The sequence below is a fragment of the Cryobacterium serini genome (genome assembly GCF_004404025.1).
In the GTDB taxonomy this organism is placed as follows: domain Bacteria; phylum Actinomycetota; class Actinomycetes; order Actinomycetales; family Microbacteriaceae; genus Cryobacterium; species Cryobacterium serini.
In genome coordinates this window covers 169,552-196,165 of the sequence record NZ_SOHN01000010.1, presented here as the reverse complement: position 1 = coordinate 196,165, position 26,614 = coordinate 169,552, and the positions used below count along the sequence as shown (strand labels likewise).

The 26,614-nt window shown below is 63.5% G+C and carries 25 protein-coding genes; 20 read left to right on the top strand and 5 right to left on the bottom strand.

Going from position 1 to position 26,614, the window contains the following annotated elements; translation table 11 throughout:
• Position 1 precedes the first annotated feature (1 nt).
• The 3 genes from E3T51_RS09105 to E3T51_RS09095 are packed head-to-tail and all read left to right on the top strand — an operon-like array spanning position 2 to position 2,158.
• Positions 2–274, top strand: coding sequence for a F0F1 ATP synthase subunit epsilon (locus E3T51_RS09105; protein ID WP_134529564.1), 273 nt, complete (start codon positions 2–4; stop codon positions 272–274).
• A gap of 16 nt (positions 275–290) precedes the next feature.
• On the top strand, positions 291–1,118 hold the full coding sequence (locus tag E3T51_RS09100) for a YaaA family protein (protein ID WP_134529563.1): 828 nt from the start codon (positions 291–293) through the stop codon (positions 1,116–1,118).
• Positions 1,115–2,158 carry a malate dehydrogenase gene (locus E3T51_RS09095; RefSeq protein WP_478213443.1) on the top strand — a complete coding sequence of 348 codons (1,044 nt, stop codon included), beginning with the start codon at positions 1,115–1,117 and terminating at the stop codon, positions 2,156–2,158. The genes E3T51_RS09100 and E3T51_RS09095 overlap by 4 nt, the downstream gene beginning before the upstream one ends.
• Positions 2,159–2,178: 20 nt before the next feature.
• Here E3T51_RS09095 and E3T51_RS09090 read toward each other — a convergent pair whose 3' ends face one another.
• Positions 2,179–2,706: a methylated-DNA--[protein]-cysteine S-methyltransferase gene (locus tag E3T51_RS09090; RefSeq protein ID WP_134529562.1), complete on the bottom strand. Its 528-nt coding sequence runs from the start codon at positions 2,704–2,706 to the stop codon at positions 2,179–2,181.
• A gap of 113 nt (positions 2,707–2,819) precedes the next feature.
• Here E3T51_RS09090 and E3T51_RS09085 point away from each other — a divergent pair, with 113 nt between their 5' ends.
• The 4 genes from E3T51_RS09085 to E3T51_RS09070 all read left to right on the top strand — a co-directional run bounded on the left by E3T51_RS09085 (position 2,820) and on the right by E3T51_RS09070 (position 8,883).
• Positions 2,820–3,782: an aldo/keto reductase gene (locus E3T51_RS09085; RefSeq protein WP_134529561.1), complete on the top strand. Its 963-nt coding sequence runs from the start codon at positions 2,820–2,822 to the stop codon at positions 3,780–3,782.
• Between the two features lie 20 nt (positions 3,783–3,802).
• Positions 3,803–5,536, top strand: coding sequence for an ABC transporter ATP-binding protein (locus E3T51_RS09080; RefSeq protein ID WP_134529560.1), 1,734 nt, complete (start codon positions 3,803–3,805; stop codon positions 5,534–5,536).
• 65 nt (positions 5,537–5,601) lie between these two features.
• Positions 5,602–7,497 carry an ABC transporter ATP-binding protein gene (locus E3T51_RS09075; protein WP_134529599.1) on the top strand — a complete coding sequence of 632 codons (1,896 nt, stop codon included), beginning with the start codon at positions 5,602–5,604 and terminating at the stop codon, positions 7,495–7,497.
• Between the two features lie 93 nt (positions 7,498–7,590).
• Positions 7,591–8,883: a DUF4192 domain-containing protein gene (locus E3T51_RS09070; protein ID WP_134529559.1), complete on the top strand. Its 1,293-nt coding sequence runs from the start codon at positions 7,591–7,593 to the stop codon at positions 8,881–8,883.
• Positions 8,884–8,899: 16 nt separating this feature from the next.
• Here E3T51_RS09070 and E3T51_RS09065 read toward each other — a convergent pair whose 3' ends face one another.
• Positions 8,900–10,330: an aspartate aminotransferase family protein gene (locus E3T51_RS09065; RefSeq protein WP_134529558.1), complete on the bottom strand. Its 1,431-nt coding sequence runs from the start codon at positions 10,328–10,330 to the stop codon at positions 8,900–8,902.
• A gap of 4 nt (positions 10,331–10,334) precedes the next feature.
• On the bottom strand, positions 10,335–10,817 hold the full coding sequence (locus tag E3T51_RS09060) for an Lrp/AsnC family transcriptional regulator (RefSeq protein ID WP_134529557.1): 483 nt from the start codon (positions 10,815–10,817) through the stop codon (positions 10,335–10,337).
• Between the two features lie 123 nt (positions 10,818–10,940).
• Between E3T51_RS09060 and E3T51_RS09055 the strand changes: the two genes are divergently transcribed.
• The 12 genes from E3T51_RS09055 to E3T51_RS09000 all read left to right on the top strand — a co-directional run bounded on the left by E3T51_RS09055 (position 10,941) and on the right by E3T51_RS09000 (position 23,585).
• On the top strand, positions 10,941–12,377 hold the full coding sequence (locus E3T51_RS09055; RefSeq protein WP_134529556.1) for a gamma-aminobutyraldehyde dehydrogenase: 1,437 nt from the start codon (positions 10,941–10,943) through the stop codon (positions 12,375–12,377).
• A gap of 104 nt (positions 12,378–12,481) precedes the next feature.
• Positions 12,482–13,285 (top strand): PP2C family protein-serine/threonine phosphatase, encoded by an 804-nt coding sequence (locus E3T51_RS09050; RefSeq protein ID WP_338145154.1) that lies wholly within the window; start codon positions 12,482–12,484, stop codon positions 13,283–13,285.
• Positions 13,286–13,353: 68 nt separating this feature from the next.
• On the top strand, positions 13,354–13,752 hold the full coding sequence (locus E3T51_RS09045; protein ID WP_134529555.1) for a PadR family transcriptional regulator: 399 nt from the start codon (positions 13,354–13,356) through the stop codon (positions 13,750–13,752).
• Positions 13,749–14,282, top strand: coding sequence for an HAAS signaling domain-containing protein (locus E3T51_RS09040; protein ID WP_134529554.1), 534 nt, complete (start codon positions 13,749–13,751; stop codon positions 14,280–14,282). Before E3T51_RS09045 ends, E3T51_RS09040 begins: the two co-directional genes overlap by 4 nt.
• Positions 14,283–14,324: 42 nt before the next feature.
• Positions 14,325–14,669: a zinc ribbon domain-containing protein YjdM gene (locus E3T51_RS09035; protein ID WP_338145153.1), complete on the top strand. Its 345-nt coding sequence runs from the start codon at positions 14,325–14,327 to the stop codon at positions 14,667–14,669.
• Between the two features lie 12 nt (positions 14,670–14,681).
• Entirely contained in the window at positions 14,682–15,278 is a 597-nt protein-coding gene (locus tag E3T51_RS09030; RefSeq protein ID WP_134529552.1) for an FHA domain-containing protein, read from the top strand.
• Between the two features lie 91 nt (positions 15,279–15,369).
• Positions 15,370–18,309 (top strand): FtsK/SpoIIIE domain-containing protein, encoded by a 2,940-nt coding sequence (locus E3T51_RS09025; protein ID WP_134529551.1) that lies wholly within the window; start codon positions 15,370–15,372, stop codon positions 18,307–18,309.
• Positions 18,310–18,550: 241 nt separating this feature from the next.
• On the top strand, positions 18,551–19,765 hold the full coding sequence (locus E3T51_RS09020) for an ABC transporter substrate-binding protein (RefSeq protein WP_134529550.1): 1,215 nt from the start codon (positions 18,551–18,553) through the stop codon (positions 19,763–19,765).
• On the top strand, positions 19,765–20,964 hold the full coding sequence (locus tag E3T51_RS09015; protein WP_134529549.1) for an ABC transporter ATP-binding protein: 1,200 nt from the start codon (positions 19,765–19,767) through the stop codon (positions 20,962–20,964). Before E3T51_RS09020 ends, E3T51_RS09015 begins: the two co-directional genes overlap by 1 nt.
• A 2-nt stretch (positions 20,965–20,966) precedes the next feature.
• A complete protein-coding gene (locus E3T51_RS09010; RefSeq protein WP_134529548.1) occupies positions 20,967–21,884 on the top strand; it encodes an ABC transporter permease in 918 nt (305 codons plus the stop codon).
• Positions 21,881–22,687, top strand: coding sequence for an ABC transporter permease (locus E3T51_RS09005; RefSeq protein WP_174844579.1), 807 nt, complete (start codon positions 21,881–21,883; stop codon positions 22,685–22,687). The genes E3T51_RS09010 and E3T51_RS09005 overlap by 4 nt, the downstream gene beginning before the upstream one ends.
• Positions 22,688–22,700: 13 nt before the next feature.
• Complete coding sequence (locus E3T51_RS09000) at positions 22,701–23,585, top strand: diacylglycerol/lipid kinase family protein (RefSeq protein WP_198417849.1); 885 nt, start codon at positions 22,701–22,703, stop codon at positions 23,583–23,585.
• On the opposite strand, the gene E3T51_RS08995 is transcribed toward E3T51_RS09000, so the two are convergent.
• Positions 23,582–24,574, bottom strand: coding sequence for an asparaginase (locus E3T51_RS08995; RefSeq protein ID WP_104192250.1), 993 nt, complete (start codon positions 24,572–24,574; stop codon positions 23,582–23,584). The two genes, E3T51_RS09000 and E3T51_RS08995, sit on opposite strands and share 4 nt — an antisense overlap.
• 4 nt (positions 24,575–24,578) lie before the next feature.
• Entirely contained in the window at positions 24,579–25,979 is a 1,401-nt protein-coding gene (gene gabT, locus E3T51_RS08990) for a 4-aminobutyrate--2-oxoglutarate transaminase (protein ID WP_104192251.1), read from the bottom strand.
• Between the two features lie 77 nt (positions 25,980–26,056).
• Between gabT and E3T51_RS08985 the strand changes: the two genes are divergently transcribed.
• On the top strand, positions 26,057–26,539 hold the full coding sequence (locus tag E3T51_RS08985; protein WP_104192252.1) for an OsmC family protein: 483 nt from the start codon (positions 26,057–26,059) through the stop codon (positions 26,537–26,539).
• The last annotated feature ends 75 nt before the right edge of the window (positions 26,540–26,614 follow it).

Sequence of the window (26,614 nt, the reverse complement as noted above, 5' to 3'; positions counted from 1 at the left end):
CATGGCGAAGTCGTTGTCCGTCAGTGTTGTTTCTGCCGACCAGCAGGTGTGGTCCGGCGAGGTGACCATGGTCGTTGCGAAGACCGTCGAGGGCGAGATCGGCATCCTGGCCGGACACGAACCGATGTTGGCGATTCTGGCCGCGGGTGACGTGCGTCTCACCCTGGCGGACGGCTCAAAGGTTCTGGCCCAGGCTGAGGATGGCTTCTTGTCGGTTGACAACGACGTGATCACCATCGTGGCCCGCAAGGCCGAACTCGTGGGTTCCAAATAACCCGTTTGAAACACCAGTGCTGATACTGCTTCCGCCGTCGGAGACGAAACGCTCCGGCGGCGAAGCTGTACCCCTGGACTGGGCAGAACTGGCCTACCCGACCCTGAACGTGAAGCGTCGGGTTCTGGCGCGGGCACTCGTCGCACTGACGCGGCATCCCGAGGCGGCCCGCACCGCCCTCAAACTGGGCCGCACACAGTTGTTTGAGATTGACCGCAACCGTGAGTTGTTTGCGGCTCCGACCCTTCCCGTGATCGACCGGTACACCGGGGTGCTCTTCGACGGCCTGGCTGCTGCGACCCTTTCGGGGCCGCAGCGCGAGTTCGCACATGCCCACCTGGTCGTGCACTCCGCACTCCTTGGGCCGCTCGCTGCCCTCGATCCGATCCCGGCGTACCGGCTGTCCCACGATTCGCGCGTGCCGGGAGTCACGCCGGCCAATCACACTCTCAAACAGCACTGGAGCGCCGACGTTCAGAAGCTTCTCGGCCGGACCACCGGACTGTTGCTCGACCTGAGGTCTGAGGCTTATGTTGCCCTGGGCGCCCGACCCGTGCGGCCGGAGTCACTGTACCTTCGGGTAGTCACCGATATCGGAGAGGGTCAGAAGCGTGCCCTGAACCACTTTAATAAGAAATCCAAGGGTGAGTTCACCCGGGCGCTGCTCGAAAACGAACACAATTTCAGGAACGCGCACGAACTCATCCGCTGGGCACAATCGGTCGGAATCCGACTCGACCATGGCGCGCCCGGCGAACTCGAGCTTGTCGTCGAGCAGCACCTCGCCGCCCCGGGTCGCGCGGCCTCGTCGACGATCTATACCGGGGTTAGGCTGGGCGCGTGACTACAGACACCGGCACCTTCCCCAAAGCGGTCAACGTCCCGATCCTTCGGCAACCGGTCAATGTGACCGTCACCGGAGCTGGCGGGCAGATCGGTTATGCGCTGCTCTTTCGCATTGCCGCCGGTGCGCTGCTGGGGCCGATGACGCCGATCCGTCTCACCCTGCTGGAAATACCTCAGGGGTTGAAGGCTGCCCAGGGCACTGCGCTCGAGCTTGAGGACTGTGCATTCAGCCTGCTGCGCGGGGTGAGCGTCACCGATGACCCGGCGGTCGCATTCGACGGAGTGAATATCGCTCTGCTCGTCGGGTCGCGCCCACGTGGTCCGGGCATGGAACGTGCCGACCTTCTTGAAGCAAACGGCCGCATTTTCGGTCCGCAGGGGGCCGCCATCAACGCGGGCGCGGCCGATGATGTGCGCGTGCTGGTGGTGGGCAACCCCGCCAATACAAATGCCCTCATCGCCGCCGCTCACGCGCCGGATGTGCCGAGTGACCGTTTCACTGCCATGACCCGGCTTGACCACAACCGGGCCGTCGGGCAATTGGCCAACCACCTCGACGTCGCCGTCGGGGCGATTCACGGGCTGACCGTCTGGGGCAACCACTCGGCCAGTCAATACCCGGATGTCTTCCATGCCACGGCAGAGGGCCGAGCGGTTCGCGATCTCGTCGACGAGCAGTGGCTGGCGGAGACATTCATCCCGCGAGTCGCCCGGCGCGGGTCGGAGATTATCGCCGTGCGGGGAGGCTCTTCGGTCGGCTCCGCCGCCAATGCGGCCATCGACCATGTGGGCGACTGGGTCACCGGCCGCGGCGTCGACTGGACCAGCGCCGGGGTCGTTTCCGATGGCTCCTACGATGTTCCGCTCGGCTTGGTGTGCTCCTTCCCGGTGCGATCGGTTGACGGGAATTGGCGCATCGTAAGCGGGCTGCAACTCAACGAATTCTCGCGCAATCGAATCGAGGCATCCGTCGCAGAACTCGTGGAGGAACGCGACGCGGTGCGGGCGCTCGGCCTGCTGCCATTGGGGCGTCGCTGAGTTTCACGGTCACGCTGGCGCTACCGGTGCGCGATGCCCTCGTGGTTGAGCAGCCAGGCCTTGGTGGGGATACCCTGCCCGGCGCTGTAGCCGGTGATCTGACCGCTCGTGGCCAATACACGGTGACAGCCGATGATGATCGGCACCGGATTCGCGCCGACGGCGCCGCCGATGGCGCGGCCCGATCCCGGCCGGCCAACGTCACTGCCGAGCGCCCCGTAGGAGATGACGTTGCCAAAGTTGAGGCTGGCCAAACGCGCCCAGACGCTTCGCTGAAACTCGGTGCCGCGCGTCAGATGCACGGGAAGATCGAACGACTGCCGGGTTCCGGCAAAGTACTCGTCGAGCTGTTCGGCTGCAAGTCGCAACACGGAGGAGGGCGACTCGGGGGTCGAATCTAGCGGTAAGTGACCGTCGGTTTCGATGGAAAGAGAGAGGATACCCTCATCGTCAGCGGTGAGTTCCAGACGGCCGACGGGGCTGGGGAGGCGAAGGAGCGCGTGCGTCGTTTCGGCGAGCTGGGTGACGTGCGTCGGGATGCTGTCCATGATTCGACTGTAGCCGTCGCCTCGGCCGACACCTCGCGGGTTTCGGACAGGGGTGTACAGGGGCCCGGCACGCGCACCTGTGCAGGAGGGGGCCGCGCCCCTAGTCTGTAGTGATGGCTCAAATTGAATATCGCAGGCTTGGCTCCTCCGGACTGACCGTCTCGACGATCGGGCTCGGGTGCAACAATTTCGGTCGTACCGGTACCGCGTCGGAAAGCCAGGAAGGCACTACGGCGGTGATCGACGCCGCATTCGAAGCAGGGGTTACGCTGTTCGACACCGCCGATATTTACGGTGCGGAACGAGGACTGAGCGAAACGCTCATGGGACACTCGCTGCGGGGCAAGCGCGACCAGATCGTGCTGGCCTCAAAATTCGGCCTGGACATGGGCGGGTCGAACGGTGCGGACTGGGGCGCGCGCGGCTCACGCCGGTACATCCGCTTGGCCGTCGAGGCATCCCTCCGGCGACTGCAGACCGACTGGATCGATTTGTACCAGCTGCACTTTCCCGACCCGTCAACGCCCATCGAAGAGACCCTGTCAACCCTGCACGACCTCATTACCGAGGGCAAGATTCGATACATCGGTCACTCCAACCTAACTGGATGGCAGATCGCGGAAGCCGAGTTCACCGCCCGCATGAACGGTCATCCCGCGTTCATCTCGAGCCAGAACGAATACAGCCTGCTTGCACGTGATGTCGAAGACGAGGTGTTGCCGGCCGTGAACGCCTACGGTCTCGGGTTTCTGCCCTTTTTCCCGCTCTACAATGGCCTGTTCACCGGAAAATTCTCGCGCACGGGCGGGCCGGCCGACAGCCGCATCATGATGATCAGGCGCCATCTCGTCGACGATGCCCCGTGGGACGTGATCGAGCAGTATCAAAAATGGTGTGACGCGCGCGGGGTGAGTATGCTGGCCGCGACGTTCGCCTGGCTACTGGCGCAGCCGGGACTGACCAGCGTCATCGCCGGCGCCACCAAGCCTGAGCAAATCATTCAAAACGCGGATGCCGCGGCGTCCTGGCAGCCGTCGGTCGACGAGGTTGCGTTTATTTCCAACCTCTTCGCCTGACCTCACTCTGGGAGAACTTCGTGCTGCGGTCCTTGCTCGTGCGTTACCTGCGTCCATACTGGAAGCTGCTGCTGGGAGTGATTCTCTTTCAACTGGCCCAATCGATCGCCTCTCTCTTTCTGCCCACCCTCAACGCCGACATCATCGACGAGGGCATCGCAACCGGTGACACCGGCTACATTCTGCGTGTTGGCGGACTGATGTTGCTGATCACTTTCGCGCAGATTGTCTGCGCGATCGTGGCTGTGTACTTCGGTGCGAAGGTGGCGATGAAGGTTGGGCGTGACCTTCGCGGGGCCGTCTTCAGCCGGGTAGGCGAGTTCTCCGAGCAAGAGGTCACCCAATTCGGGGCCCCATCGCTCATCACCCGCTCCACCAATGACGTGCAACAGGTGCAGATGCTTGTGCTCACTACCTGCACCTTGCTGGTAACTGCACCCATCCTCAGCATCGGCGGTGTGATCATGGCGATCCGTCAGGACGTGCAGCTGTCCTGGCTCATCGCGGTGAGCGTGCCGATTCTGCTCATCGCCGTCGGATTCATCGTGGTCAAGATGGTGCCCCTGTTTCGCAAGATGCAGACCCGCATTGACACCGTCAACCAGGTGCTGCGGGAACAGCTCACCGGCATCCGGGTCGTGCGCGCCTTCGTCCGTGAAGACGTGGAGGTCGCTCGGTTTGCCCGGGCCAATCAGGATGTCACCGACCTCGCCCTCAGCTCGGGTCGGCTGATGGCGCTCATGTTTCCCATCGTGATGCTCGTGCTCAATGTGTCCAGCGTCGCCGTGATTTGGTTCGGCGCGTTTCGCATCGAAGACGGATCGATGCAGGTGGGTACGCTGATCGCGTTCCTCAGCTATCTCATGCAGATTCTCATGGCCGTCATGATGGCCACGTTCATGGCCGTCATGATCCCGCGCGCTGCCGTCTCGGCGGACCGCATCGGTGAGGTGCTCGCGACCGAGTCGAGCGTTGTGCCGCCCGCCAACCCGGTGAACACAACGGTCGGTCAGGGCGAACTCGAACTGCTCGATGTTGGATTCGCCTATCCGGGCGCCGAACAGCCGGTGCTGCAGAACGTCAGCTTCATCGCCCGTCATGGCCGGACCACCGCGATCATCGGCAGTACCGGCAGCGGCAAAACCACCCTGGTTAATCTGTTGCCGCGCTTGTTCGATGCCACGAGCGGCTCCGTGCTTGTCGACGGCGTCAACGTGCGCGAGCTCAATCCCGACCTGCTCTGGGGGCAGATTGGCCTCGTGCCGCAAAAGCCCTACCTGTTCTCCGGAACGGTGCGCAGCAACCTGCTCTACGGCAAACCGGATGCGACCGAGGACGAACTCTGGCAGGCCCTCACGATCGCCCAGGCTCGGGACTTCGTCACGGAAATGGACGGCGGACTCGACGCACCGATTTCACAGGGAGGCACCAACGTGTCGGGTGGCCAACGCCAGCGCCTCGCGATTGCCCGCGCCCTCGTAAAACGGCCGAAGCTGTACATCTTCGACGACTCATTCTCGGCCCTCGACTTCGCCACCGATGCCCGACTGCGGCTCGCCCTGAAGCAGAGCACCAATGGCGCCACCCTGGTCATCGTTGCCCAGCGGGTGTCGAGCATCATCGATGCCGACCAGATTCTTGTGCTCGAAGACGGCCGCATCGTCGGTCGGGGAACCCACGAGGAGCTCCTCGATACAAACACCACGTACCAGGAAATTGTGTTGTCCCAGCTCACCGCGGAGGAGGCAGCGTGAGCGAGACGCACGCCGATGACAAGCCGGCCCCGCGTCCGCAGCGCGGCGGCGGGCCGTTTGGCGGTATGAGCCTGCCGGCCGAGAAATCGATGAACTTCACCGCGTCGGGCAAACGCCTGCTCGGCAAGCTGCGCCCCGAGCGGCTCTGGCTCGTTCTCGTGCTCGTCCTCGCCGTGATCAGTGTCTCGTTTTCCGTATTGGGCCCGCGTCTGCTCGGCGAAGGCACCAACCTGATCTTCTCCGGCGTTGTATCCAAATCGCTTCCGGCTGGCAGTAGCCAGGCCGACGTGATTGCGGGGCTCCGGGTATCTGGTGACAGCACGCAGGCCGACATGCTCAGCGGCATGACGCTGACACCTGGCCTCGGCATCGACTTTGCGATGCTCTCGACCGTGCTGTTCTGGGCGCTCGCCCTCTACGTGCTCTCCAGCGTGTTCAGCTGGATGCAGGCATATCTGCTCAACGGCGTCGTGCAGCGCACCGTCTATCGGCTGCGCGAAGAGATCGAGGCGAAGATCAACCGTCTGCCGCTGAGCTACTTCGACAAAAAGCCGCGCGGTGAGCTGCTCAGCCGGGTCACCAACGACGTCGACAATATTTCGCAGAGCCTGCAGCAGTCACTCAGCCAGGTGGTCACGAGCCTGCTCACTGTCATCGGCGTGATTGTGATGATGCTCATCCTCTCGCCGCTGCTGGCCCTGATCGCGCTGGTGACCGTTCCGCTGACCCTCGTGATCACGGCGTTCATCGCGAAGCGTTCCCAGAAACTGTTCGTAGCCCAGTGGGCGAACACCGGCGAACTCAACGGTCAGATCGAGGAGACGTTCACCGGCCATGCCCTGGTCAAGGTATTCGGACGGCAGAAAGAGGTCGACGCCCGGTTCACGGCCAAGAACGACGAACTCTATGAGGCCAGCTTCGGCGCCCAGTTCATCAGCGGCATGATCATGCCGGCCATGACCTTCATCGGCAACCTCGTCTACGTTGCTATCGCGGTCGTCGGCGGACTGCAGGTCGCTTCCGGCGCCATGCAGCTGGGGGACGTGCAGGCGTTTATCCAATACTCCCGCCAGTTCACTCAGCCGCTCGCGCAGCTCGGGTCGATGGCGAACCTGCTGCAGTCGGGCGTGGCATCCGCTGAACGCGTGTTCGACCTGCTCGATGCCGACGAACAGAGCGAAGACCCCGACCCTGCCGACTCACCCACCGAGGTGCACGGACGTCTGGTCTTTGAAAACGTGTCGTTCCGGTACACCAAGGACAAACCGCTGATCGAGGAACTTAGCCTCGTCGCCAAACCAGGGCAGACCATCGCGATCGTCGGTCCTACCGGAGCAGGCAAGACCACGCTGGTCAACCTCATGATGCGGTTCTACGAGATCGACTCGGGGCGTATCCTGCTCGACGGCGTCGATGTTGTCACCATGACCCGGCACGACCTGCGCAGCCGGATGGGCATGGTGCTGCAGGACACCTGGCTGTTCGGCGGCACGATTCGCGATAACATCGCCTACGGCCGACCGGATGCGACGGAGCAGGAGATTCTCGCTGCCGCCGCCGCGACCTATGTGGACCGTTTCGTGCACTCGCTGCCCGACGGCTACGACACCGTGCTCGACGATCAGGGCAGCAACGTGAGCGCCGGCGAAATGCAGTTGCTGACCATCGCTCGCGCGTTCCTGGCGCAGCCGAGCGTGCTCATCCTCGACGAAGCGACAAGCTCGGTAGACACCCGCACGGAAGTTCTCGTGCAGAAGGCGATGAGCGCCCTGCGGGCCGAACGCACGAGCTTCGTCATTGCCCACCGCCTGTCGACGATTCGTGACGCCGATCTGATTCTGGTCATGGAAGCGGGCCGCATCGTGGAGCAGGGCAACCACGTGCAGCTGCTTGCCGCGAACGGTGCCTACCAGGCGCTGTATGCCGCCCAATTCGCGGCGCCCGTTGCCGACGAGGTCTAGAGGCGACTCCTCCCCAACCGGTCGCCTAGCCGAATCAACCCCAAATTTGGTCCGGCGCAGATCCGTGCGCGGCGGCGCTGGCACTCTGACAACATGCATCCCACCATTGTCAAAGCCCAGAAGGCCCAGGACTTTCTGGCACTCGTTCCCCAGCTGCTCGGTTTTACTCCCGAGGCCAGCGCCGTGCTTGTGGCGTTTCGTGGCAATCGCACCTGCGGCGCGCTGCGTTTCAACCTGCCGGACGACGGCGCACCCCACAAGGTGTACAAACGCATCGCGACGACCCTCGCGGGGATGCTGTGCAAGATTCCCGGAGTGGATGCCGTCGTTCCGGTCATCTACACCGATGATTCCTTTATCGATGCCGTCGGTATCCCGCGCGAACAATTTGCCGAGATTTTGAATCGGCGACTCGAATGGAGCGGTTTTCTGGTGCGCGATTCCCTATGCGTGGCAGCGGATGCCTGGGGAAGCTACCTCGATCCGGAGTGCCCCGCTGGCGGGCATCCACTCAGTGATATTGCTACGTCACCGGTGTACACGGCGGCGAACGAGGAGGCGGGGATCACGACCGCACGCCCGCTCGGCACTCTGCAGAACGGCGCGGATCCGATCGGAGTCAACCTGGCGACCCAGGAACGGCTGGCCCGGATCTACCGGCGGTACCGCCACCTACTCGCGCGAGCCGAGAACTCTCCACCACTGTTTAGCGCCTTCGGCATTGCACTCGACCCGGTAGCGATCGCTGAGGAGGCACTCACCTGGCCGAATCCGCCCACCGAGGAAAACGCCGCCGCGCTTCTCGTGCTCGTGCAGTCCCCGCCTAACCGCGATCAGATCATGGTGCAGTTCGCCTTTGGGCACGATGAAGGGGTGCGGGCCCACGACATCAACGGGCGGTACGCTCGGCTCCAGCACGAAACCGGGCGCAGCCTCGATGACCTTGTAGCCGAGGAGATCGATATCGGTGACCCGACCGCCGCGCACACCGGCGATATCATGCTCGGCCTGCAGTGCGAACGGCCCGACATTGACCGGATCCGTATCGCGATCACGCTACTACGCACCGTCGTTGCCATGGCTCCTCGATCGGCCAGGCCGGCGCCGCTCTGCATGCTGGCCTGGTTGTCATGGGCACTCGGCAGTGGATCTGTAGCCGGCTTCTTCGTGGACCAGGCCCTTGCCATCGACTCGCAGTACAGCATGGCGATCCTGCTGGAACTGCTGCTCGACTCGGGGCACCTGCCGGAGTGGGCGTTCGCGGTCCCGCGCGACGATGACAGCGATGATGACGGCGCAGTTGATGAGAGCGATGGCTACGAACTCGACGAAGACTTGGACCAAGACTGGGGTGAAGACTTCGACGAGCGCGCAGCCGACCGCTGAACCTCGTGCGCAGCGGTTACATATACTTCGGCGCGTCCGACAGCACCCCGTGCAGAATCTCGCCCATCTCGGCGAATTCCTTCGGGCCCACGGTCAGTGGGGGAGCGAGCTGGATGACCGGGTCGCCGCGGTCGTCGGCGCGGCAGTACAGTCCGGCCTCGTAGAGCGCCTTCGACAGGTAGCCGCGCAGCAGACGTTCAGATTCCTCGTCACTGAAAGTTTCCTTGGTGCCTTTGTCCTTGACCAGCTCGATACCGAAGAAATACCCGGCACCGCGCACGTCGCCGACGATGGGCAGGTCGAGCAACTTCTCCAGTTCCTTGCGGAACACCGGCGAATTCTCACGAACGTTCTCGTTGAGCTTTTCCTCTTCGAAGATGTCGAGGTTGGCCAGGGCCACGGCCGAGGAGACCGGGTGGCCACCGAACGTGTAGCCGTGGTAAAAGGTCGTGTCGCCGTGTTTGAACGGTTCGTAGATACGGTCGCTAATGATGGTCGCGCCGATTGGTGAGTATCCGCTCGTCATGCCCTTGGCACAGGTGATCATGTCGGGCTGAATGTCATAGGTCGTCGAGGCGAATACGTTACCAATGCGACCGAACGCCGTGATGACCTCGTCGGCGACCAGGAGCACATCGTACTTGTCGCAAATCTCGCGCACCCGTTTGAAGTAGCCGGGCGGCGGAGGGAAGCAGCCGCCGGAGTTCTGTACCGGCTCCAGGAAGACGGCGGCGACGGTTTCGGGGCCCTCGAACTCGATCATTTCCTCGATGCGGTTTGCGGCCCACTGCCCGAACATTTCGAGGTTGTCACCGAGGCCGAGGCCAGGGCTCATCTCGTCGGCCCGATAAAAGTTCGTGTTGGGAACGCGGAAACCACCGGGGGTGACCGGCTCGAACATCTCCTTCATCGCCGGGATACCGGTGACGGCCAGGGCGCCCTGCGGGGTGCCATGGTAGGCGACATTGCGGGAGATGACCTTGTGTTTGGTCGGGCGCCCCATCAGCTTCCAGTAATACTTGGCGAGTTTGAACGCGGTCTCGACCGCTTCACCGCCTCCGGTGGAGTAGAACACCCGGTTGAGGTCGCCGGGAGCATAGGAGGCGAGCCGATCGGCGAGTTCGATTGCGTTCGGGTGAGCGTACGACCAGATCGGGAAGAAGGCGAGTTCCTCGGCCTGCTTGGCAGCGACTTCGGCCAAACGCTTGCGTCCGTGCCCCGCGTTGACCGTGAACAGGCCGCTGAGGCCGTCAATGTACCGCTTACCCTTGGAGTCCCAGATGTGGTGTCCCTGGCCCTTGACGATGATAGGCACTCCAGCGCCGGATTCCATCACCGACTGACGCGAGAAATGCATCCAGAGGTGATCCTTGGCCTTCTGCTGCAGTTCGGCGTTGTGGGCGTCGCTGAAGGCAACAGTCGTTTCGGTGAGCGTGGTGAGAGTCATTTTTTTACCGTGTTCCCCAGTTATAGAACTGTTTATGGAGTTTGAGATAAACGAACGTCTCAGTGGAGAGGACTCCATCGAGATTGCGGATCTTGGAGTTGAGCAGTTCGAGCAGTTCGTCGTCGTCTTCGCAGACGACCTCGGCGAGAATGTCAAAGGTGCCAGCCGTGAGCACGACGTAGTCCACGGCATCGATTGCGGCCAGCTGATCGGCGAGCACACGGGTGTCGGCCGAGGCGCGAATGCCGATCATGGCCTGACGGAAGAAGCCCAGCTGCATCGGGTCCGTTACAGCCACCACCTGCATGACACCGGAGTCAGTGAGTTTCTGGACCCGTTGGCGCACGGCCGCTTCGCTGAGACCGACGGCTTTGCCGATCTCCGCGTACGACCGACGTCCGTCGGCTTGAAGCTGTTCGATGATCTTTTTCGAGACATCGTCGAGCTGGGCCGGCTTCGGCGACTGACCGCGCCTTTGTCCATTCATGCATCGATTCTGTCAGTGCGAATACACTTCGGCAAGCGAATCCGTCGCGTATTATGCAAATTACTGCGGATTTCATTTGTGAATCTCCGTGCATCTCAAATTGAGATGGATACACTGGGCCGCATGAGCGCCTTCGAACTGCGTAACTTCATCAATGGTCAGTATGTCGACTCCACAGCGACAAAATGGTTCGACCTCATCGATCCCGCGACCGAAACGGTCTACGGCACCAGTCCTGTATCGAATGCAGCCGATGTGGACTCGGCCTACCGTGCCGCAGCATCCGCTTTCGAAATTTGGGGCGAGACGACCCCGGCCGTGCGGCAGCTAGCGCTGTTTCGCATAGCGGATGCGATCGAGGCGCGTGCCGAAGAATTCGCCGACGCCGAGTCGCTCGACACCGGCAAGCCTCGCTCCACCCTGGTTGACGATGAGATTTTGCTCTCGGTCGACCAGATTCGATTTTTTGCCGGCGCAGCCCGCAACCTTGAGGGTCGCGCGGCCGGCGAGTATATGACTGACCACACCTCATTCATCCGGCGTGAACCGATCGGTGTCGTCGGCCAGGTCACGCCGTGGAATTACCCCTTGAACATGGCGGTGTGGAAATTCGCGCCAGCGCTCGCCGCCGGCAACACCACGGTGCTGAAGCCCTCGGATACCACCCCAAGCGCGACCCTGCTGCTCGCCGAGGTCGCGGCAGAATTTCTTCCAGCCGGTGTGCTCAACGTGCTCGTCGGCGACCGCACGACCGGTGCGGCCATGGTCGACCACAAAACCCCGCAGCTTGTGTCGATCACCGGTTCGGTGCGGGCGGGAATGGCCGTGGCCGAAGCCGCGTCACACGATTTGAAACGGGTGCACCTCGAGCTGGGCGGCAAGGCGCCGGTCGTGGTGTTCGACGATGCGGATATCGAGCTTGCCGTTGCCGGGATCGTCGCCGCCGGCTTCTTCAATGCCGGTCAGGACTGCACGGCCGCAACGCGGTTGCTCGTGCAAAATGGCATTCACGACGAATTCGTCGCGGCGCTCGCCGTATATGCCCGGGACAACGCCCGCACGGGGGCCCCACGCGAAGCGGGCATTCTGTTTGGACCGGTCAACAATGCCAGTCAGCTTGCCCAGGTAACTGGCTTCGTCGACCGGCTGCCCGACCACGCCAGGGTCGAACTCGGCGGACATCGGGTTGGCAGTATCGGATATTTTCACGACGCGACCATCGTGAGCGGGCTTTTGCAGACCGATGAGGCGGTGCAGCAGGAAATCTTCGGGCCGATGATGACCGTGCAGCGCTTCACCGACGAGGCCGAGGCGCTTCGCTGGGCCAACGACGTGCACTACGGTTTGGCGTCGTCGGTGTGGACCCGCGACCACGGCCGCGCGATGCGCTTTGCCAAGCACCTTGACTTCGGTTGCGTCTGGATTAACACGCATATTCCCATCGTTGCCGAGATGCCACACGGTGGTTTCAAGCACTCCGGTTATGGCAAGGATCTGTCGATATATGGGTTCGAGGACTACACCCGGATCAAGCACGTGATGAGCTACATCGGGCACTAGTCGGTGCAGTGGCCGTGAGCGGTGACGTTATTATGGTCCAAGTCCTTCGGTGAACGTTGGAACGGCGGGGACGAACTCGTGCCCAGACTCGGAAGGCACCACCCGTGACCCAGATTGGTCAAGGTTCGACCGAATTTCGCGTCGAACTGCCCAGCGTTGCCACGACGCTAACGCTGGCATGGGCAGCCCTGACCGATGTCGGCCATCGCCGTGAGGTCAACGAGGACAGCCTCCTCGCCGCCCCGCCCCTGTTCGCCGTCGCCGACGGTATGGGTGGCCATTCGGCCGGCGATGTCGCAAGTGCCGCAGTCGTGACCAGGCTCTCCGAGCTGTCCGGGACCCTCGTGGCGGAGGCCGGTTCGATCGATCGGGCACTCGCTCTCGCCGTGGAGGACATGGCGCAGGGTGCCGGCGTCACCGACCAGGGCACCGGAACCACCGTGACCGGCGTAGCGCTGGCACTCGTCTCGGACGTCGTTAGCTGGATCGTCTACAACATCGGTGATTCCCGGGTCTACCAGCTGGCCGGTGGTGTTCTCGAGCAGGTCACCAACGACCACTCGGTCGTGCAGGAACTCGTCGACGCCGGTCGCATCACCCGCGAAGAGGCGGACGTGCACCCGCACGGTAACATCATCACTCGCGCCGTCGGCTTTCACGAACCGCCAATTCCCGACTACCGTATTCTGCCGATCCAGGCCGGCATGCGCATTCTGGTCTGTTCAGACGGACTCACGAAAGAACTCACCCCCTACGGAATTCGTCATTTTTTGCTCGAACAGAAGCTTGCAGCGGATGCCGTCGCGGCGATGGTCGAGGCGGCCCTGGAAAACGGTGGTCGCGACAACGTCACCGCCATCGTGGTTGACGTGCTCGCGGTCGAGGCGTACGAGGCGCCCAACACCTGACCCGACCCCTGCTAGCAAGTCTTCCCAGCTATTAGGCATTACCCACTAGCTGCCCTAGGGTAATAGCCATGAAGCAACCACCGTCCACGTCGGAAGTGCAGCAAGACGCGCAGTCTCTGCGCGGTGTGCTGCCCATGCTGATCCTGAGCCAACTGCACCTCGCCGAATCGTACGGTTACGAACTCGTCGTGCGACTGCAGAACATCGGCCTGGGCGACCTTGCGACCGGAACGGTCTACCCGGTGTTGTCACGGCTCGAACAGGAGGGCTCACTCACCAGCCGCCTCGTGGCATCCACAGCTGGACCGGCGCGCAAGTACTACGCACTCAGCCCGGCCGGGGAAAAAGCCCTCATGCTCGCGACGGCGCGATGGCATTCCCTGATTGCGATCGTGCACACGGGGCTGGGCGCCTTCGCCACAGCTGAACCAGACGAGCGAGAACCAGCCGGAGAGGAACAGAAATGAACACGCACACCACCGAGGTCAGATCAACGTTTGCAGTCTGGCGTCGCCGCGAGTCCTATCTGTTTCGGTTCGACCTCGCCCTCGAAGAGTCGGTCACTACGCGCGAACGCCGATCGATCCTGCGGGAAATTCGCGACAATATCGAAGTGGATGCCGCCGCCCGCGGCATCGACGCCGCCCTCGACTCGCTCGGCTCTCCTCGCGCCCTGGCCCGAAGCTTCGCTGAGGACGGCCGCAGTAACCGGCCGTCCTGGGTTCGGTCAATCTACTGGTTCACCGGCCTGCTATTGCTCTGGTGGACCCTGGCCTTCACGTTCACCGCTGGCATGTTGTCTGCCCTAATGGACAACGGAGCAGAGTCGGCCGAGTCATACTTTCTCGGGCTGCTGGTATCGGCTTTCAATCGTGATTCCGGAATCGGGATTGGCTGGGAAGCATCCTCTGTCGTCGCCTACATTCCGCTCATGTTCATGGTTATCGCGGCCATCATCGCCGGGCGGCTCTGGCGCGTGCTGACCCGTCGCCGCTAGCACGCCCGTGCCGGCGCAGTCCAGTCGCGTATTATGAATCGAGTGAATGAGTCCCTGCCGCCGTGCCCTGAATGTTCCAGCGACCTGACCTATGAGATGGGCTCCCTGTTGGTATGTCCGCTCTGCGCCCACGAATGGTCGAACGAACCGGTCGACGAAGAACAGGAAGCCGTTGTCAAGGATGCCTTCGGAACCGTGCTGACCGACGGTGACACTGTCTCGATCATCAAGGACCTCAAAGTCAAGGGCCAGTCATTGTCGATCAAGGTCGGCACCAAGGTTCGCAACATTCGTCTCGTCGACCCGGTCGATGGCCACGACATCGACTGCAAGGTCGACGGATTCGGATTCATGCAGCTCAAGTCCAGCCTGGTCAAAAAGGTCTAGGCCAAGCTGATCGTGACGTGTCAGATTTGCGGGGCCTGGTTGCCGGCCTTAGCCATGTTCTGCGGCGAATGTGGCAGCTCGCGTACCGCTACCGTGGAGTCGCGCAAGCGCCGGGACCCTCGCCCCAATGACACGACGATCATTGCGCGACTGCCGCGCACCACAGTGGTCATCTCCGTACCGATTCCAGCAGAGGTGCCGGCGCCGGTGCGGGCCATCGCTGTCGTGAACGCCGCACCGGCCGCCGCACCGCACGCAGTCCCCGCCGCCGCGCTGCCGACCCGGGCGACCTTCGTGTTGACCTTCAGCACCGGTCAGGTGGTCTCCGTGCAAGGCTCCGGCCTGATCGGCCGCAAACCCCTGGCCCAACCCGATGAGATTTTCGACGAACTCATTCGGGTAGCGGATGCCGACCGCTCGGTCTCGAAGACGCACCTCGAGTTCGGCCAGCACGACGGCGAGTTCTGGGTCAGCGACCGGGTCTCGGGCAACGGCACCGTGATTCGCCGTCCCGGCGAAACGGCCGAGGTGCTCGAACCGGGCCGACGGTTCGTTTTGCCGCGTGGTACCCGGGTTGAAATCGCTGACCACTCGTTCACTGTCGCTTGAACACCTCCTCCACCGCTGACCAGAACACCGGTTATGCACCGATAATCACGTCGCGGATGTTTCTCGACCGATAGACGGGTCTGCTGGTTGGGTGTCCGCCGTCGATGAAACCCTCACGCTACCGCCCGCGCCGGCCGTTCTGCCGCCCGCGGGTTTTCCCTTGCTCGCCACTGTGGCGCCCCTGGTCGCTGCAGGAGTGATCTGGATGATCACCGGCTCGGCCTTCGCGCTAATTTTCGCCGTTCTGAGCCCGATCATCGCGGTGGCCAGCATGTTCGACGCGAAACGTTCGGGCCGTAAACGCCGTCGGGCCGAGACGGTTTCGCACGGCGAGGCCGTCGCGGTGTTGCGTTTGATGATTACCGAACGTCACACCCGCTGGCGCGACGAAGCCTGGCGGCAGACGCCTTCGGCGAGAAACATTGTGCTCGGGCGTGCGGCAGTTTCGCGTTGGCGACTAACGGAAGGCACGCTCGTCTCGCTGGGCGTTGGCCCGGCCCCGAGCGGCATCCGACTCGGCGGAGGGAGCGGCCCGAATGATAACCGGCAACTGCGGGACTGGGCTGCAACAGTCACGGGCGCGCCCGTCGTCGTTGACCTGGCCCAGGGGCTTGGCATCGTCGGGCCGGTGCCGCTCGCGGCGGCGCTCGGCCGTGCCGTTGTCGTGCAGGTCGCTTTCGCGGTGCCGCCGACCGACTTGGGTGTCGCCGGCCCGAGCGATGCCGGGTCCACCGACTGGGACTGGGTGACACAGTTGCCGCACGTGGCGCCACCGCCGCGCCGGTTTACACTCCGACTGCGAACCACCACCAGCAGCACCGATCCGCTCCATGGGGAACCAGAAAGCGGGCGGCTGTTGCTCGCCCTGGCGATGCGGCTGGAAGACTTGCCGCCGGGCTGCGGAACGGTCGTGCGCGTGAACGGTCCGGCCCGGGCACAGATTATTCGTTCGCCGAATCGGGCGCCCCCTCTGGATTTCTCTCCGGAACTTCTCGCCAGGGCCGAAGCCGTCGATTTTGCCGTGGCACTCGCCGGGCAGGCCAAGTCGGCAGGCCTCGTGAGCACGATGGGGGTGATCCCGGCCATGGTCCCGGTCATGCAACTCCTTGAGCACGTCACCGATGCTTCGGCGATGGATCGGGCGATGGACCGTTCGATGGCCCCGTCGAGCCTTGCCTGCCCGATCGGAGTCGGCCGAGAGGGGTCGGTGCACCTTGACCTGGTGCAGTCCGGGCCTCACGCCGTCGTCGGTGGAACGACCGGCAGTGGAAAGAGCGAGCTCTTGACCACCTGGGTTGCCGCGCTGGCCGCGACGTACTCGCCGCGGCAGGTGAACTTTCTCCTGGTCGATTTCAAGGGCGGTGCGGCCTTTCAACCGCTTGCTCGACTGCCGCACTGCGTCGGACTCATTACCGACCTCGACTCGAACGCGGCCACTCGGGCTCTCGCCAGTCTGGGGGCCGAACTGCGTTACCGGGAGCGCATGCTGAGTGCGGCCGGGGCGCGGGACGTGACCGACGCGCGCCTGGAGCATCCGCTTCCCCGGCTGATCATCGTCGTCGATGAATTCGCTACCATGCTCGGGCTGTTTCCCGAGCTGCACGCCCTCTTTGTAGACATTGCCGCCAGGGGACGGTCGCTCGGGGTGCACCTGATTCTGTGTACCCAACGGCCGGCCGGGGTCGTACGTGACGCGTTGCTGGCTAACTGCAGCCTGCGTTTGTCGCTCCGAGTGAACAACCGGGCCGACAGCCAGGCCGTGATCGGCACGGATGCCGCGGCGGCGTTGGCACCGAATGAGCCCGGCCGGTGTTTGGTCGCCACGGAAGCCGGAGAACCGGTGCTCTGCCAGATTGCGACGACCGGGGAACTCGACATTGCGAGCATCATCGCGGCGCCACGGTCGTCGTCGTCCGGATATGTTCCCAGACGTCCATGGCTCGATGCGCTCCCGCCGATTGTGACCGAGCACGATCTGGAAGTGGCGACGGTGGGGGTGGCGCCGGCGACGGGGTATCCGGTCGGGTTGCTCGACGAACCCGAGCGCCAGCGGTACTGCGTGTTCGCCTACGACCCCGACACTGATGGACACCTGTTGGTGGTCGGCGGGGCCGGCTCGGGTAAATCCACCCTGCTGCACACGCTCACCCGGGTGGCCGAACATCGGGTCGAGACCCAACTGGTCACGGCCGACGTGGAGTCGGTTTGGGATGTGCTGGCGACCCTCTGCGCCCGCGTCGAAACCGGGCAGCAAACTTCGACCTCGCCCCGGTTGGTCCTGTTCGACGACTTCGATTCCGTCTGCGCCCGCTGGCAGCCCGACCACCGGCTGGCAGCCGTTGATCTGCTCGTCGGTCTGCTGCGGGACGGACCGGCCGCCGGTGTGCGTGTCGTCGTCGCCGTGCAACGACACACGAGCGTTGTTCCGGGGCTGGCAACCTTGTGCCAGAGTACGCTGCTGCTGAAACTGCCGAGCGTGCAGGACCACCTCGCGGCCGGGGGACAATCGGCCGGTTACATCTCGTCGCTGCCGCCGGGTGGGGGAGTATGGCGCACCCTGCGCGTGCAGCTGCTGGCACCGACTCCTGGCATGATCATTCCTGCTGTCGTGGTGCCCGATCCGCTACCAGCTCGCGGTCCGCTTCTGATCGTGTCATCGTCGCCGACAAACACGGCCACCCGCCTGCGTAATGCCATGGGTATCCCGGTACTGGAACTTGCCGGAACCAGCGGACCAGCGGCTTCCGCTCTGCTGGATCCAGGCGCTGCGGGCCAAGCGGATGCTGCCGGTCGACTGATTGTCGTCGGTGACGCCGAATCCTGGCAGGTGCACTGGGCGTTGCTGGCACGGCTTCGTGGTCCGACGTCGAGCGACCGAGCGGCCAGCCTGGTGTTCGACCGCTGCAGCCTGTCGGACTTTCGGCTGGTTAGTCATCGCCGGGAACTGCCGCCTCCGCTGGCACCCGGACGTGGACGGGTTTGGATCTTGTCTCCCGACGGAGAGGTCACCAGGGCGATATTGCCGGACTAGCTCAGGGCCTCGGCCAACGGCTGGTGCAACAATCTGTGCAGCGTCACCTGCCGGATCGTGGCACACCGACGATTTCACGGGCACATGCTGCAAGTTTGTGCTGATTTCGTGATAGAACGATTGCAAGATCAATGTTTTGACCTCTTTTAGGTGTTTCTACCGCTGATATGTGCAATTATCGACCAACTCGCAACGCAGCGAGCGTGACTGTGTGCGTGCCCAGAACGCTAGGAGAACCATGATGAAGTCCAGGCCGTTACCCGCCGATCCCCTGATCCGCCAGCTTATTCGCCAGGCGCAGAGCGCGCAGCTGGGCCGTCGTACGCTGCTGGCCGGTGCGGGTGCTGGTGCCACGGCACTCGCGCTCGCCGCGTGCTCGTCCGGAGCGGCGGCCAAACCAACCGCTGCCGCAGATACCTCGGCCACCGACAAGACCATCCGCTGGGACAACTGGGCGCTCTACATCGACGTCGATGACGCCGGCAAGTACCCCACCCTCGACGCCTTCAAGGCGCAGACGGGCATCTCGGTCAAGTACACCGAAGCCGTCGACGACAACAACTCCTATTACGGCAAGGTGAAGGATCAGCTTGCCCTCGGCCAGGACATCGGCGCAGATGCCGTGTGCCTGACCGACTGGATGGTGAGCCGCATGATCAGATTCGGCTACACCCAGGAACTCGATCATGCCAACATTCCCAACCTTGCCAACCTGCTGCCCTCATTGCAGGACGTCGACTTCGACCCTGGTCGGGCTATGAGTGTTCCCTGGCAGGGCGGGTTCGCCGGTCTGGCCTGGAACAAGGAAAAGTATCCGCAAGGCCTTAAATCGGTTGAAGACCTCTGGGCACCCGAATTAAAGGGGCGCGTCGGGGTGCTCTCCGAAATGCGCGACACCATGGGCCTGATTATGCTCGACCAGGGCGTCGACATCTCCGGCACGTGGGACGAGGAAGAATTCACTGCCGCCATCGACGAGTTCAAGAAGCAGGTTTCCGACGGCCAGATTCGCAACATCAAGGGCAACTCGTACAAGGAGGACCTCGCGAACGAAGACACCCTGGCCGCGATCGTCTGGTCCGGCGACATCGTGCAGCTCAACGCCGAAAACGGCGACAAGTGGGGCTTCGTCGTTCCCGAAAAGGGCGGCACCCTCTGGAACGACAACTTCGTGGTACCGATCGGGTCGCCCGGCAAGAAGAATGTCGAAGAACTCATCAACTACTACTACGACCCTGCCGTTGCTGCCGAGGTTGCCGCGTACGTCAACTACATCACCCCGGTGGCTGGCGCCAAGGAAGCCATGATGGCCATCGATCCGACGCTGGCCGAAGATCCGCTGATCTTTCCCGACGACGCTACCCTCGCCAACGCCTACGTCTTCCGTGGGCTCGACGGCACCGAGGAACAGACTTTCAATAAGCAGTTCCAGGCCATCCTGCTGGGCGCAGCCTAATGGCCGTCGGTGCGTTCGCTGATCGTGGAGCCGACCTGGAGCTGGTCGGCATCGAGAAACGTTTCCCCGGGTTCACCGCCATTGAAAATCTTAACCTCACCATCCCGGCCGGGTCGTTCTTCGCGCTGCTCGGCCCCTCTGGCTGCGGCAAGACAACCACGCTGCGGCTGGTCGCGGGACTGGAAGAACCCACGAGCGGTCGCATCCTGATCGGGGGAGCGGATGTGACGAATCAGAAATCCTTCCAGCGCCCGGTCAACACGGTGTTCCAGAGCTACGCGCTGTTTCCCCATATGACCGTGCTGGAAAACGTCGCGTTCGGGCTGCGACGACGCAAGATCGGCGATCCGGTCGCCAAGGCACACGAGGCCCTGCTCCTGGTGGAACTTGATCACCTCGCCCACCGAAAACCGCAGCAGCTTTCCGGCGGCCAGCAGCAACGCGTTGCCCTCGCTCGTGCCATCGTCAACCGGCCGTCGCTGCTGCTGCTGGACGAGCCGCTCGGGGCCCTCGACCTGAAACTACGGCGTCAGATGCAGCTCGAGTTGAAAACCATCCAGGAAGAAGTGGGCCTCACCTTTCTGCACGTCACGCACGATCAGGAAGAGGCCATGACCATGGCCGACACCATCGCGGTCATGAACAAGGGTCGTATCGAGCAGATGGGGGAGCCGCAGGAGCTCTACGAACTGCCCAAGACCGCCTTCGTCGCGAACTTTCTTGGCCAGTCCAACCTGTTCACCGGGCCCGTCGTCGGGGCCACGAGCACTGCCATAGCGGTTGATGTTTCCGGTCAGAAGATCGTGGTGCCGTTGGGGCGTGCACACCGAGTTTCGGGCGAGGTCACCGTCGGTGTGCGTCCTGAAAAGCTCACTCTGCACGCCCAGGCGCCCACCCACGATGACGGATGCAACGTGATGGGGCCTGGACGAGTCATCGACGTGTCGTTCAGCGGGGTCAGCACGCAATACCTCGTAGCGGTTCCGGGAGTCGGGACCCTGGTCGTCTTCGCCCAGAACATGGCCTTCGGTCCGGCCGCGCACGTCGGAGCCGAGGTCTGGCTCAGCTGGAACATCGACCATGGTTTCGGGCTCGACGACGATCCGGATGATGCCCCGCGGTTCGAGGCCGATCTCGACACCCAGACCATCGCCCGGCAGCGCCGGTCCTCGTTGATCACGGAGCTTGAGGAGGCCTAGGGATGGCCTTCGCTGCATTCTCAACCGCGACTTCGCCGTCGACCGAGCCGGTCGCCCGGCGGCGCAGCCCGGTGGCGCTGTTCCTGCTGTTGCCGGGCATCCTCTACCTGGTGCTGTTCTTTCTCACGCCGCTCGTGTCGCTGCTTCTGACGTCGTTCCAGGCGCCGCGCGAGTTCGGCGACATCGGCCAATACGACTACGCCTTTCGCTGGCAGAATTATGTCGAGGTCGTCACGACCTACTGGCCGCACATCGTGCGCTCGTTCAGCTATGCCCTCGCCGCGACGTTCTTCGCATTGCTGATCAGCTACCCGCTTGCCTACTTCATCGGAGTAAAGGCTCGGAGGTGGCCGCTGCTGCAGAGCCTCATGCTTGTGCTCGTGATCGCGCCGTTTTTCATCAGCTTTCTGCTGCGCACCCTGGCCTGGAAGCAGCTGTTCTCCGACGAGTCGTTCGTCGTGCAGTCACTGAAAGCGCTGTCCCTGCTGGGGCCGGAAGCCCACGTGACCGGCACCGCTTTCTCGGTGATCTTTGGCCTGACCTACAACTTCATTCCGTTTATGACCCTGCCGTTGTACACGACCCTGGAACGGCTCGATGTGCGCTACCTCGAGGCCGGCAACGACCTCTATGCCAGCCCCTTCCAGGTTTTCCGCAAGGTGACCATTCCGCTGTCTATGCCCGGCATCGTGGCGGGAACCCTGCTCACTTTCATCCCAGCGGCCGGTGACTATATCAACGCCAGTCGGGACTTTCTCGGCGGCACCGGTACCCAGATGATGGGAAACGTGATCGAGGCGAACTTTCTCGTACTGCAGAACTATCCCACGGCGGCAGCCCTGTCGATCATTCTGATGACCGTGATCCTCGTGATCGTGAGTATCTACGTCAAACGATCCGGAACGGAGGAACTGCTGTGAAGCTCTCCCTCGGCAAGTGGCTGCTGCCCGTGTACAGCGGGTTGGCACTGCTGTTTTTAATGATCCCCATCGGCTACACCTTCGTTTACTCCTTCAACGACTCGCTCAAATCGAACATCACCTGGCGCGGATTCACCTTCGACAAATGGCTCAATGTCTGCAACGTACAAAACGGCGCGGTCTGCCAGGCCTTTGGCAACAGCCTGTTCATCGGAGCCGTCGCCACGGTCATAGCGACCGCCCTCGGCACCATGATCGCGATCGCCATCGTGCGTTACCGGTTTAAGTTTCGGTCACAGACCAGCCTGCTGCTGTTTCTGCCGATGGCTACCCCGGAGGTCGTGCTTGGCGCCGGGCTGGCTGCCCAGTTTCTGTCCCTCGGTGTGCCAAAGGACATGCTGACGATTATTCTCGCGCACACGATGTTCTGCATCAGCTTTGTGGTGGTCACGGTGAAGGCGCGTGTTGCGAGCCTGGACCCGGCGCTGGAGGAAGCGGGCCGCGACCTGTATGGCTCGGCCTGGCAGGTGTTTGCGCGCATCACTTTTCCATTGCTACTGCCCGGCATCCTGGCGGCCGCGCTGTTGTCTTTCGCGTTGTCCTTTGACGACTTCATCATCACGAACTTCAACTCCGGCGCGGTGACGACGTTTCCCAAGTACATCTACATCTCGGCGGCTCGCGGCATTCCAGCCGAGGCCAACGTGCTCGCCTCCGCCGTGTTCATCCTCGCGCTGGTCGTGGTCGTGACGGTGCAGGTGTCGGGGGCGGCGAAGGCGCGGCGGCTGGCCAAGCTCAGCTGACCGACCCGGCACCGTGCGAACCTTCGACCTACTGGTCAACCCGGCGGCCGGCCAGCCCATGACCGTCGGCTGGGGCCTCGAAGTGGCGCGGCGCCTCCGTGAAGCAGGAGCCCAGGTCACGGTGACTCGCACCCACAGCGCACACCACGGCCGCCAGGCTGCGACCGAAGGGGCCGGGCGTGGCAACATCGTCGTCGCCGTCGGCGGGGACGGTACGGTCGGTTCCCTCGCCGGCGCGGTCGTGGCGGCGGGCGGCACCCTTGGCCTCGTGCCGGTGGGCCGGGGCAACGATTTTGCGCGGCAATTAGGAATTCCGAACGATCTTGCGGCAGTCGCCGACCTGTTGCTGACCGGATCGGTGCGTTCGGTCGATGTGATCGATGTCAGGGGGCAGATCGTGGTGGGCAGCGTTTACGCCGGGATAGATTCGCTCACGTCAGCGCTCGTCAACCGGGTTCACCGATTGCCGGCCAGGCTGCAGTACCCCATAGCCGCCGTCTGGGCGATCGCTACCCAGCGGGCGACCGAGTATCGCATTGTGATCGACGGCGTGACCCAGAGCATCGATGCACACACCGTGATCGTGGCCAATTCGGGCTTCTACGGTTCGGGCATGCACGTGGCGCCCTCGGCGCAGCTCGACGATGGCCTGCTGGACATCGTCATCTTTAGCGCGGCCGGACGACTGCGGCTACTGAAGGCGCTGCGCCGGGTTTACAGCGGAACGCACCTGCAACTAGCAGAGGTTACGGTGCGGAAGGGGCGGGTGGTGGCGATCGACGCGGCTGGGGCCGTCGCAGCCTACGCCGACGGCGACCGCATCGGGCCGCTTCCGGTCGGGGTACGCGTGCGGCCCGGCGCACTCAACGTGATCGCACCGCCCAGCCGAATCAGCTAAACGTAGCTGGCGCGGATTTCTCCTACCGGCCGTCCGCCGCCGGTCACGGTGAGACCGAGCTCGGGTAGCAGCTGCGCGACATCCGTTCGAGCGATTGCGCCGGCATCGGCCAGCAGGCTCAGCGCGACAGCAGCTGCGGCGCGAAGGTTGCCGTCGAGAATTTTCAGCGCCACGGTGGTGCCGTTCTCGGCGGCAGCGACCATGATGCCCTCGGCGCCGCCCTTCATGAACAGGCCGAGGCGGTCGATCACGATGCTGTCGGAATGGCCGGGTCCGGCCACGACCCAGCCATTGGCGCGCACCGCTTCGGCCAGAAAACCGGCCTCGCGGTAAATCGCAAACGGTGAGTTGGACTTGCTCGTGGCAATGCGCGCGATGCCGCGGGCCAGACCGGTGAGAGAGATCGCGTGCACGGGGGCGCCACAGCCATCGACGCCCGAGGCCACCGGCCGTTCGCCGGTGAAACGTTCAAGCACGTCGAGAATGCGCTTTTGCAACGGATGCGCCGGGTCCAGATACCCTTCCAGTGCCCAACCATTCTGCTGGCACGCGACGAGCATCGCCGCATGTTTACCCGAGCACTCCATGTACACCGGTGCCTTGCTGGCGCCGAGGCGCACGAGGGTGTCGCGCGCGGCGGAGTCGATCGGCCAGGCAGCCGGGCAGGCGAGCGCCGTTTCTGGCACCCCGGCCCGGGAGAGGAGTCCGCGAACGAGATCGACGTGGGCGGCGGTGCCGCTGTGACTGGCGGTGGCGATGGCAGCATCCGCTCCTCGCAGGGCGGCGCCGCTCGCCAGGACCGCCACGGCCTGGAACGGCTTCATCGCCGAACGTGGAAAGACCGGGCTGGTCACGTCGCCGAGCGCCCGCAACACCTCACCATTGGTGCCAAGCACGATTGCCGCGCCGGCGTGCCGGGATTCGACGAAGCCGCTGCGCTCGACGACGGCGAGTTCGACGGAATCGTCGACCGTGAAAGTTTCAGTCACGGCGTCAGTGTGTAGGCGTGGTCAGCGCTGCAGCGTGGGCGGCCATGGCATCGTCGATCACCGAGAGGGCATCGACGATCAGGGCATCGGACAGCGCCAGGCTCGGCAGGAAGCGCAGCACGTTGCCGTAGGTGCCGGCCGTCAGAAGCAGCACGCCGTGCTGGCCGGCGTAGGCCGAGATAGCGCTCACCGCGGCAGCGTTCGGCGTTTTTGTAGTGTCGCCGGTACCGGGCTGCACGAGCTCGATGGCCATCATGGCGCCGTGGCCGCGAATCTCGCCGATGATGTCGTACTTGTTCTTCAGCGCGGTCAGTCCGGCGGTGAGGGACTTCTCGATGCGCATGGCCTCGCCGAGCAGGTTGTTGGCCTCGATCGCGTCAAACACGGCGATGGCCGCGGCGCAGGCGACCGGGTTGCCGCCGAAGGTGCCGCCGAGGCCACCGGGCTGCGAGGCATCCATGATCTCGGCGCGGCCGGTGACGGCAGCGAGCGGGAAGCCGCCGGCGATGCCCTTGGCGGTGAGGACGAGGTCGGGGATCCAGCCGAAGTGTTCGCTTGCGAAGTACTTGCCAGAGCGGGCCATGCCGCTCTGGATCTCATCGGCGATCATGACGACACCGTTGGCGGTGCACCATTCCTGCAGGGCGGGAAGGTAGCCGTCCGCCGGCACCATGAAACCGCCCTCACCCTGGATGGGTTCGACGACGAGGCAGGCCAGGTCGGCTGCCCCGATCACCTTGTCGAGGTAGGCGATGGTGCGGGCGGCCGCTTCGGCGCCGGTCAGGCCGTCGTGGTAAGGGTAGGAACTCGGTGCATGGTAGACGTCGCTGGCGAGCGGGCCGAAGCCGGTGGCGTACGGCATGGCCTTGTAATTCATGGCCATGGTCAGCACGGTGCGACCGTGGTAGGCGTGGTCGAGCACGGCGACGGCGCGACGGCCGGTGTACTTGCGGGCGATCTTTACGCCGTTCTCAACGGCTTCGGCGCCGGAGTTGATGAGCACACTCTTCTTCGGGAAACTGCCCGGAGTGTGCTCGGCCAGCAGCTCGGCGACGCGCACGTACTCTTCGTAGGGCGTGATGGTGAAGAGTGTGTGAATGAAATCCTGCGTCTGTTCGACGGCCGCCGCGACAACGCTGGCTTCGGTGTGGCCGATCGTGGTCACGCCGATTCCGGCACCGAGGTCGATGAATTGGTTGCCGTCAACGTCGACGACGATTGCCCCGTTGGCCTTCTTGATGTAGACGGGGAGCATGGAACTGACGCCATCGGAGACGACCGCTCGGCGCCGCTCATGCAATGCCGCCGAGATCGGACCGGGAATGGCGGTCACGATCTTTCGTTCTTGCGTAACCGAGTACGTCGGTACGGAAGTGGTGGCAGAGTCAATAAGGGTGTCAGTCATGATGACTCCACTTTACCGACCGTGAGCGCGGTGAACCTGAACCGGCTGCAAGAATCTTGTAGAGCCAAGGGAGAAGCATGAACGGAGTGCACGAATATGCGGTGCGGGTCGAATGGACCGGCAATCGCGGAACCGGAACGAGTCATTACAAGGCATACGGGCGCGACCATCTGATCTTGCCGGCCGGTCGGGCATCCACTGATAAGGCCATGATCAGCGGTTCGTCCGATCCGACCTTTCACGGCGACAATGATCGCTGGAACCCCGAGGAGCTTCTGCTCGCGGCGCTCAGCCAGTGCCATCTGCTCTCGTATTTGCACGTGGCCGCCCGGAACGGGGTGACCGTGACGGCATATACGGATGCCCCGGTCGGCACCATGGAACAGCTTTACGGCGGTGGTGGCCACTTCACGACGGTCACGCTACGGCCACGGGTGACGATCACCGACCCCGAGCAGGTCGAGTTCGCGCAGTCGTTGCACGCCGAGGCTGCCCGTGAATGCTTCATCGCGGCCTCGGTGAACTTTCCGGTCGATCACGAGCCGGTAACCACCGCGTAAGGGCCCTCGGCGCTCGAAACTCACGGCTCGGCGAGGTTGGCCGGGGTTGGCCTGGAGTGCGTTTGGCGCAGTAGT